Raw genomic sequence first — 7505 nt, 5'->3', positions numbered from 1 at the left:
TCAAGAAATGAAAAAGCGAACTGGCGAGCTGCTCTTTCGGGAAATCTGATCGTATTTAGACCATTTGCTTTGTCCAGACGACTTCACCAGACGCTTACGGTGATCTAGACATACGTCAGGATCATCTGTGGCCTCCACTTCATGTCCTCGAGGATTTCTGATAGCCATCATCGCTCCGGAAAAGAGGAATCTATAACCTCTCTGTTCATCTTTTTCGCTGGTATTTGATAGGTCAGTTAGACGCAAAACAGGAGAATCTTCACTGAAAACCTGCATCATTAATTTGTAGCCTGACTCATCAACCCCGGCTATTTTTTGAACAATTTTATCTACGAATTTAAACGCCTCAAAAGTAGCTTCGGCACAATGTCCATCATCAAAGAGTCGCTTTACCTTCGGTGGTAGCTTCGTATGAATATTCCGTAGATCAAAGGGATGTAATCCGTTTTCTGGAAGATCGCCGGGACTGGGCGCGAAAGTGCGCCTAACTATTGCCTCAAAAGTATCAAGAGCCATTCCCATTCAGTAGGTTCTCCCGAATGCTTTTGAATATACGATCGTATGTCTCCTGCTCGCCCCCCGCGGGCAGGTTGATTTCCACTCGAACTGTAAGTGCTACTCCACCGTTTCCTAAACCCGCTCCGTTGCTTTTGATAGGTAGCTCAGTGCTCAACATCTCGTGCGAATGATCCTTATCAGCAGGTGCTATTTTTGGCTGTTTTGCCCGAGCAGGTTTTACCGCTGGCAAATCACTACGTTTGGCTTTTACGGGGGTAGCAGGAGCAGCCTCTTGCGCTTGACCGCACAACACTGCAAGCGCTTGGAATGTCGACGCTTGTCGCTTCCCTACAATTTCACTGGTGTGGTCATGATTTCTGAAAAAACTGATGAGCTTACCGATCGGCAAGTTCCAGGAATGCTCGCCGTGAATTTCAAACAGCTCTTGATACGCCGGCTTCACTAGCGCGCTTAGACCTTTTTTAAAGTCCTCATCATCGTGCTGATTGAAAACCCCGACTCCTTGGTGTTTTTTTTGTTATCTGAATCCAAGACATTGATAAAGCGAAGGATATTTAAGACGTACGTTTCATTGTTAGGTGCAATCTGAAGCTTCTTTAGCGTGTCGGCAGTCACCTGAGCTGGAAAAGTCCTTCTGAGCTGGGTGATTGCCTGGACCAGTCCTGCAGTACCTGACATATACGGATGCTTATCTGCCATGACGCCCTTCCTGGTTAGCCGCATAAGGGGTGCCATTGTTTTTTTTGTAATGGCATTCCGACGCTACTTTTTTCGCTGACGCCTGTCTAGTAGGACGCTACCGGATTTAACGGGGTATTCGAATTAACTGATGAAGAATGGCGTTATCGCAGGGTATGCCTGAGCTGATACGCGCAAATTCGCGTTTATTTGCCCTTTCCGCTTGATAAGTAACACTCAAAGTGCAACATTATTAGTAGAACACCTTAACTGATACAGAAGGCACATCATGTTCATCCGCGCATACCTCCGAGCATCGACTGAAGAGCAGGACGCTGGGCGCGCCCGGGCATCGCTCGAGCAGTTCTCCAGCGACCACAACAAGGTCATCGCAAGCGTGTACCTGGAGAACGCCAGCGGGGCGACTGCCGACCGGCCCGAGCTGCTGCGCCTGCTGAAAGATGCGCGCAAAGGTGACGTGCTGCTGGTGGAGTCGATAGACCGGCTTTCCCGCCTGCCGGTGGAGGACTGGCAAAAGCTCAAGGCCGCCATCGACTCCAAGGGCCTGCGCATCGTCGCGCTCGATCTTCCAACCAGTCACCAAGGAATGCAGGACACTAAAGGCGACGAGTTCACTGGACGGATGCTGGGAGCGATCAACTCAATGTTGGTGGAAATGATGGCCGCAATCGCGCGCAAGGATTACGAGCAGCGCAGAGAGCGCCAGTCGCAGGGCATTGAGAAAGCTAAGGCCGCCGGTAAGTACCAAGGCCGCCCTGTAGACGCCGACTTGCACAAGCGAGTGGCAGAGCTTCTCGCAGCAGGCCTCGGCATACGAGCCACAGCCCGGCACGCAAACTGCTCCACCACCACGGTGTTACGGATTCGTGATATCAAATCGTAGCGCGATCGATCCGCTGCTTACCCCTCGGCAGAGCAGCGCGTCAAAAAAGAGATTGGAGTAATTTCGCAAAACTGTCTTCGTTGAAGGTTTCTCTTTCCGGCCCTTTGATAGCCTGATATTCCTTTTTAACGAGTTGCCAGTGTGTATCGGCCCCTGTAACCGTCCTTGTCAAATACACCTGCTCCCAGTTCTTAAACCCTTCTAAATCAATTCTCCCTGTAGAGCCCACGCAGAAACGCGCGACCGGAGACACATCAATAACTTTATTGCCAAGCCTCAATGTCAACTGCCTTGCTGTGTAGGTTCTCGAAATCTCCGTAGTCGGCTCCTCCCGGATAGCAACCTCCGATCGGGTGATCTCAATCACTCCTTCGAGCTTGAGTGGCTCTACCCATCGTTCAATGGTGCTGGTCAGTGAAATTATCTCCTCCTGCCAAAGCCGAATGACTCGATCGATATCTTCAGCGCTGCGAGCATCGCTTTCTTGCTTAAGGCGCACTAACTCCACCAACTTGTTCATTTCGCTCATTTTTCATCACACCGAAGTAGGAATACATCATAGGTATGGTGGCAGAGTGACAGCTTTTCAAGTCAAGCAGATCAATTGAAATTTAAGCCCCAAGCACTTAACGATTGGCACAAAAAAGCCCCGCCAGAGCATTGCCCGGCGGGGCTTCTTTTTGGCCTACTGCTGCCACCCTGCTGTCACGAAGAAATTAAGCTGTCAGGAGAATAGCTTGGAAGGCCCGGATTATATGGTGTCCCAGGGCAGGTTCGAACTGCCAACCTTCCCCTTAGGAGGGGGATGCTCTATCCAATTGAGCTACTGAGACACAAGTCGCCGCAAATAAATGCAAGCGATGGACGGCGTGCATGTTAACGGCCAGACCCGCGTTTGTCATGTCGTCCTTAGGCTTTTTAAGTGTAGGCAGATGCCTCACGAAAGCGTGGCTTTGTTCACCGTGCAAATTGCATCACCGCAAAATGCCATCATTGCAAAATGCAATGCATCCGCTTTACAAAAAATATCTTAATTCATTGTTTTTAAAGGATTTAATAGCCGTTAGACTTTTGGCATGCGGGCTGCTTCGACTGTTCTCAACCAACACAGGAGATCAGCCACATGAACAGCGCGCTGTTAATCGCGAATGCGGTCGCTTTGGCAGTTCTGTTGGGTTTCCATTTCTTCCCCGAAAACGACGCCGTGACAATTGCGCAACGTATCCCTCATTACCTGCAGCTGCAAAAAACGCCTCAATTGGCAGTCGCGAACGATCAACGCAGGGTTGTCGGCAAAGAAATGAGCCAAGAAACTATTCAGCTGCGCACACAGTCTTTCGAACGCTTGGTATTTTGAAATCACCCATCAGGAGCACAGCATGTCTAAATCAGCCGCAGGATTTTTTATCCTCGCCTTACTGAGTGGCATCCTTCATTTGTCATTGGTCGAGGACACGGTCGTTACCCTGCCCCTGATTGCTTGCGGCGTGTTCGGTGCTCTGTTCGTGCTGGCGCTGATCGCCGGGCGCAAGATCAAGTTCGATCCGGTTCTGCGCTGAGACTCAACAGCTTCAGAAGATTGGCGACCGTGCCAGCAAGGTCGCCGGAGTTATCGAGTCGGCGGATCTGCGAATCATCGATTGACTCATCAGCCGTAAACAACGCATTACGGTGCAGTCTTGCTTCAATTTCTGCCGGGTTCTCACGCCCCCGCCGCAAAAGGCGCTCGCGCAGGGCTTCACTTTTGACCGTCAATAGCACCGGCAATAGCGTGGGATAGTGCTGTTGTGCTTCTGCCAGGTGCCCGCGCGAACCGTTGACCAACACATCACGGCCCTCCGCGAGCCATTGGTCGATGCATGCAGGAATACCGTAACTCAGCCCATTGGCCTGCCACCACAGCGCAAAATCCCCGTTGGCTCTGCGTTGTTCAAACTCTTCACGAGACACCTCGATGGCCTCTTCACCCACCGATTCCGCCGAACGTGTGATAACGCGACGCACGATTTCACAATTGCGTGCGCGTAGCGGCTCGCGAGCGGCTTCGATAAGGGTGTCCTTGCCGGATCCCGAAGGCCCCATTAAATAAATCAGCCTGCCACCCATCCTCAAATCATCCCGTGCCGTACGTCCAGACTAGTAAATCGGCCATTTGCCACTATCCTGTATCAGGTAAGGAACAAGGATCGAATCCGCATAGCATGCACCTTCAGGGCGTCTTCGGGCATCACCTGTCGGGCAAGAGGACGCGGTCAGTAAATTCGGACTCATGGATTATTTTCAGACCAGTCCGCATTTCTGATAATAGGTGCTGGCATTAAGCCTTTACCCAGATCAATATTTGTCACAGAATTGACGCCAATGATCTGGCTAATTTGAGGCATGATGCGCGCCTCTATCAATTCAGGTTGAACATTTGGCCAGAGTGCTTGTCCTATCTGACATCCTGCGGCCAATCCCCGAGAACCGCTCCCCTGAACTAACCGGTTAAATATATGCGCCCATTGAAACAGGCAATTTATTCCAGCCGTACGGCTGACAAGTTTGTCGTACGTCTGCCAGACGGAATGCGTGAACGCATTGCCGAGGTGGCTCGCAATCATCATCGCAGCATGAACTCCGAAATCATCGCGCGCCTTGAGCAAAGCCTTATTCAGGAAGGTGCGTTGGGTGAAGAATTGAGCATGCGCCTGGACAGCCCCGAACTGTCTTTGCACGAACGCGAACTGCTGCAGCGCTTCCGCCAGCTCTCCCACCGCCAGCAAAACGCACTGGTTTCGTTGATCGCCCATGACGCCGAAATGGCCGCAGACGCTTCCTGATTTATCCCGAAAGCTCAAGCCAGCGTAATCGCTGGCTTTTTTTTGCCTGAAATTTACCTAAAAAAAAACCCGCCGGTTGGGCCCAGACTTTTAGGAGCCAGGCTTGCCGGCGAAGGCGTCCTTAAGAGCGCTTTCGCCGGCAAGCCTGGCTCCTACGAAAAGCGGCTTGCTCAGGCGGGTGTTTTTTTGAAGCAGGACATCAAAGCAGGAAAATCGTCGCCAGCCCGAGGAATATGAAAAAGCCGCCACTGTCGGTCATGGCCGTGATCATCACACTGGCCCCCATTGCCGGGTCGCGCCCAAGCCGCGCCAGGGTCATCGGAATCAAAACCCCCATTAATGCCGCAAGCAACAGATTTAGCGTCATGGCAGCGGTCATCACCACGCCCAGGGACCAACTGCCATAAAGCAGATAGGCCACCACACCAATCACGCCCCCCCAGACCAAACCATTGATCAAGCCAACCGCCAATTCCTTGCGCATCAATCGCGACGTATTGCCGGTACTGACCTGGTCCAGCGCCATGGCCCGAACGATCATGGTGATCGTCTGGTTACCCGAGTTGCCACCGATACCGGCGACGATCGGCATCAATGCCGCGAGGGCTACCAGTTTCTCGATGGAGCCTTCGAACAGGCCGATCACCCGCGATGCAATGAACGCGGTGATCAGGTTCACCGCCAGCCAGGCCCAACGGTTGCGCAGGGATTTCCAGACCGACGCGAAAATATCTTCTTCTTCACGCAGACCCGCCATGTTGAGAACTTCGTTTTCGCTCTCTTCACGAATCAGGTCGACCATTTCATCGATGGTCAGACGACCGATCAGCTTGCCGTTCTTGTCGACTACCGGCGCCGAGATCAAGTCATAACGTTCGAACGCCTGAGCGGCCTCGTAGGCGTCTTCATCCGGATGAAAACTCACCGGGTCGCTGGCCATGACTTCCGACACCTGCTTTTCCGGGTCGTTGACCAGCAGACGCTTGATCGGCAACACACCCTTGAGCACGCCGTCATAATCGACCACGAACAATTTGTCGGTGTGGCTTGGCAGCTCTTTGAGACGGCGCAAGTAACGCAAAACCACTTCGAGACTGACATCCTCACGGATGGTCACCATCTCGAAGTCCATCAGCGCACCGACCTGCTCCTCGTCATAGGACAACGCGGAGCGGACGCGCTCACGCTGTTGATTATCGAGGGTTTCCATCAGCTCGTGGACGACGTCTCGCGGCAGCTCGGAGGCCAGGTCAGCGAGTTCGTCGGCATCCATGTCCTTGGCTGCCGCCAGGAGCTCGTGATCATCCATGTCGGCGATCAGGGTTTCACGAACCGAATCGGATACTTCGAGCAGAATGTCGCCGTCGCGATCAGCCTTGACCAATTGCCAGACCGTCAGGCGATCGTCCAGCGGCAGGGCTTCAAGGATGTAGGCAACGTCGGCGGAGTGCAGATCATCGAGCTTGCGTTGCAACTCGACGAGGTTTTGCCGGTGAACCAGGTTCTCGACCCGGTCGTGATGCGGACCTTCCTGGCGATGAGTCAGGTCTTCGACCACTCGCTGGCGCTGCAGCAGCTCAACGACTTGAGCGAGGCGGTCCTGCAAGCTTTCCTGCGTTTTCTTTACTTCAACTTCAGACATAGGCGAACTCCACTCCCAGCAGCGGGGCACGCCGGAAGGATCAATCAGTCAATTCATGATTGTAAAAACGGGATACTGAGTAACTACTGGGTAAGTCCATGGAGGTATTCCACAAGCCCCGGCGGGGCTGACGGGCGCAATGATAACACCGCCTGACGGTTTTAAACGTTAAAAAATCGCGGCTGAAACAAGTGCTTGCGAGACAAACCTGAGTGCCATCCTGATCCAGTCAAACTGCGACGACTCATTCTGAAAAGAAAACACACCGCCGCCTGAAAATGTAAAGACTACCCTTGATGAAGACCGTCATGGAGGACGTCGAATGCCATCGATTGCTCAATATTTGCTAGCCGCCCTGCTCTGCCTGCCGCCCCCAGTGCTCGCCACGATCGTTCACCGGTGCGAAGCCGCCAACGGACACATTACTTTCACAACCTTGAGCTGTACGGCAGGAGAAAGTCTCTCAGCACACGACGTACGCACATTTCTGCCAGGCAGCGTGACGCCCCTGATGCCGGAGGCCGAGTCTCGCGAAACACCAGGTAAGAAATTGCAAAGGAGAGAGCCGACGGTCGTTGGTCAATCCGAAGGCAAATGTGGAGATCTGCTCAGCGCGAAGGAACGCCGCATAGCAATCATCAATCAGCGGGTCGTTGCCGGCATGACCCAGCAGGACGTCGAAAGCGCACTTGGCAAACCCGACAAGATCACCACCCGCAATTCAGCCACAAGCTATCGCTACGACAACAAGCGAGGGCGCAGTGCTCATATCGAGTTCGACGAGAAGGGTTGTACCAAAGGAAAAGCCAAATCGCAGACGGCAAAAAGCCCGCGTTAAACGCGGGCTTTTTGTTGTTTGGTGCACTCGACAGGATTCGAACCTGTGACCGCTCGGTTCGTAGCCGAGTACTCTATCCAGCTGAGCTACGAGTGCATTTGT

11 protein-coding genes and 2 tRNA genes are annotated in these 7505 nt (G+C 52.9%); 5 read left to right on the top strand and 8 right to left on the bottom strand.

What is annotated here, in order from left to right:
• The 3 genes from BZL43_RS00085 to BZL43_RS00075 are packed head-to-tail and all read right to left on the bottom strand — an operon-like array spanning nucleotide 1 to nucleotide 1218.
• Complete coding sequence (locus BZL43_RS00085; RefSeq protein WP_095630452.1) at nucleotides 1-522, bottom strand: TIGR02391 family protein; 522 nt, start codon at nucleotides 520-522, stop codon at nucleotides 1-3.
• The gene (locus tag BZL43_RS00080; protein ID WP_095630451.1) at nucleotides 506-961 is read right to left on the bottom strand and encodes a DUF5343 domain-containing protein; all 456 of its coding nucleotides are present in this window, start codon (nucleotides 959-961) and stop codon (nucleotides 506-508) included. Before BZL43_RS00080 ends, BZL43_RS00085 begins: the two co-directional genes overlap by 17 nt.
• 8 nt (nucleotides 962-969) lie before the next feature.
• Complete coding sequence (locus BZL43_RS00075; RefSeq protein ID WP_095630450.1) at nucleotides 970-1218, bottom strand: DUF5343 domain-containing protein; 249 nt, start codon at nucleotides 1216-1218, stop codon at nucleotides 970-972.
• A gap of 268 nt (nucleotides 1219-1486) precedes the next feature.
• On the opposite strand from BZL43_RS00075, the gene BZL43_RS00070 reads away from it, so the two are divergent.
• A complete protein-coding gene (locus BZL43_RS00070; RefSeq protein WP_095630449.1) occupies nucleotides 1487-2101 on the top strand; it encodes a recombinase family protein in 615 nt (204 codons plus the stop codon).
• 40 nt (nucleotides 2102-2141) lie between these two features.
• On the opposite strand, the gene BZL43_RS00065 is transcribed toward BZL43_RS00070, so the two are convergent.
• Nucleotides 2142-2621 carry a hypothetical protein gene (locus tag BZL43_RS00065; RefSeq protein ID WP_095630448.1) on the bottom strand — a complete coding sequence of 160 codons (480 nt, stop codon included), beginning with the start codon at nucleotides 2619-2621 and terminating at the stop codon, nucleotides 2142-2144.
• A 236-nt stretch (nucleotides 2622-2857) separates the two neighbouring features.
• A tRNA-Arg gene (locus BZL43_RS00060) sits at nucleotides 2858-2934 on the bottom strand.
• Between the two features lie 290 nt (nucleotides 2935-3224).
• On the opposite strand from BZL43_RS00060, the gene BZL43_RS00050 reads away from it, so the two are divergent.
• Together BZL43_RS00050 and BZL43_RS00045 are read left to right on the top strand one after the other, a co-directional pair.
• Entirely contained in the window at nucleotides 3225-3458 is a 234-nt protein-coding gene (locus BZL43_RS00050) for a hypothetical protein (protein WP_095630446.1), read from the top strand.
• A 22-nt stretch (nucleotides 3459-3480) separates the two neighbouring features.
• On the top strand, nucleotides 3481-3660 hold the full coding sequence (locus BZL43_RS00045) for a PA3371 family protein (protein ID WP_095630445.1): 180 nt from the start codon (nucleotides 3481-3483) through the stop codon (nucleotides 3658-3660).
• Here BZL43_RS00045 and phnN read toward each other — a convergent pair.
• Nucleotides 3635-4207, bottom strand: a complete 573-nt coding sequence (gene phnN, locus BZL43_RS00040) for a phosphonate metabolism protein/1,5-bisphosphokinase (PRPP-forming) PhnN (protein WP_095630444.1) — start codon at nucleotides 4205-4207, stop codon at nucleotides 3635-3637. The two genes, BZL43_RS00045 and phnN, sit on opposite strands and share 26 nt — an antisense overlap.
• A 389-nt stretch (nucleotides 4208-4596) precedes the next feature.
• On the opposite strand from phnN, the gene BZL43_RS00035 reads away from it, so the two are divergent.
• Complete coding sequence (locus tag BZL43_RS00035; protein ID WP_003178899.1) at nucleotides 4597-4923, top strand: Arc family DNA-binding protein; 327 nt, start codon at nucleotides 4597-4599, stop codon at nucleotides 4921-4923.
• Nucleotides 4924-5122: 199 nt separating this feature from the next.
• Here BZL43_RS00035 and mgtE read toward each other — a convergent pair whose 3' ends face one another.
• Nucleotides 5123-6565: a magnesium transporter gene (mgtE, locus tag BZL43_RS00030; RefSeq protein ID WP_095630443.1), complete on the bottom strand. Its 1443-nt coding sequence runs from the start codon at nucleotides 6563-6565 to the stop codon at nucleotides 5123-5125.
• Nucleotides 6566-6887: 322 nt separating this feature from the next.
• Between mgtE and BZL43_RS00025 the strand changes: the two genes are divergently transcribed.
• Nucleotides 6888-7403 carry a cell envelope protein SmpA gene (locus tag BZL43_RS00025; RefSeq protein ID WP_095630442.1) on the top strand — a complete coding sequence of 172 codons (516 nt, stop codon included), beginning with the start codon at nucleotides 6888-6890 and terminating at the stop codon, nucleotides 7401-7403.
• A gap of 19 nt (nucleotides 7404-7422) precedes the next feature.
• Here BZL43_RS00025 and BZL43_RS00020 read toward each other — a convergent pair.
• A tRNA-Arg gene (locus BZL43_RS00020) sits at nucleotides 7423-7499 on the bottom strand.
• Nucleotides 7500-7505 lie beyond the last annotated feature (6 nt).

The organism is Pseudomonas sp. PICF141, from assembly GCF_002286815.1.
In the GTDB taxonomy this organism is placed as follows: domain Bacteria; phylum Pseudomonadota; class Gammaproteobacteria; order Pseudomonadales; family Pseudomonadaceae; genus Aquipseudomonas.
Note: the sequence above shows the minus strand (reverse complement) of the source record. Positions and strands in the feature narration are given on the sequence as shown.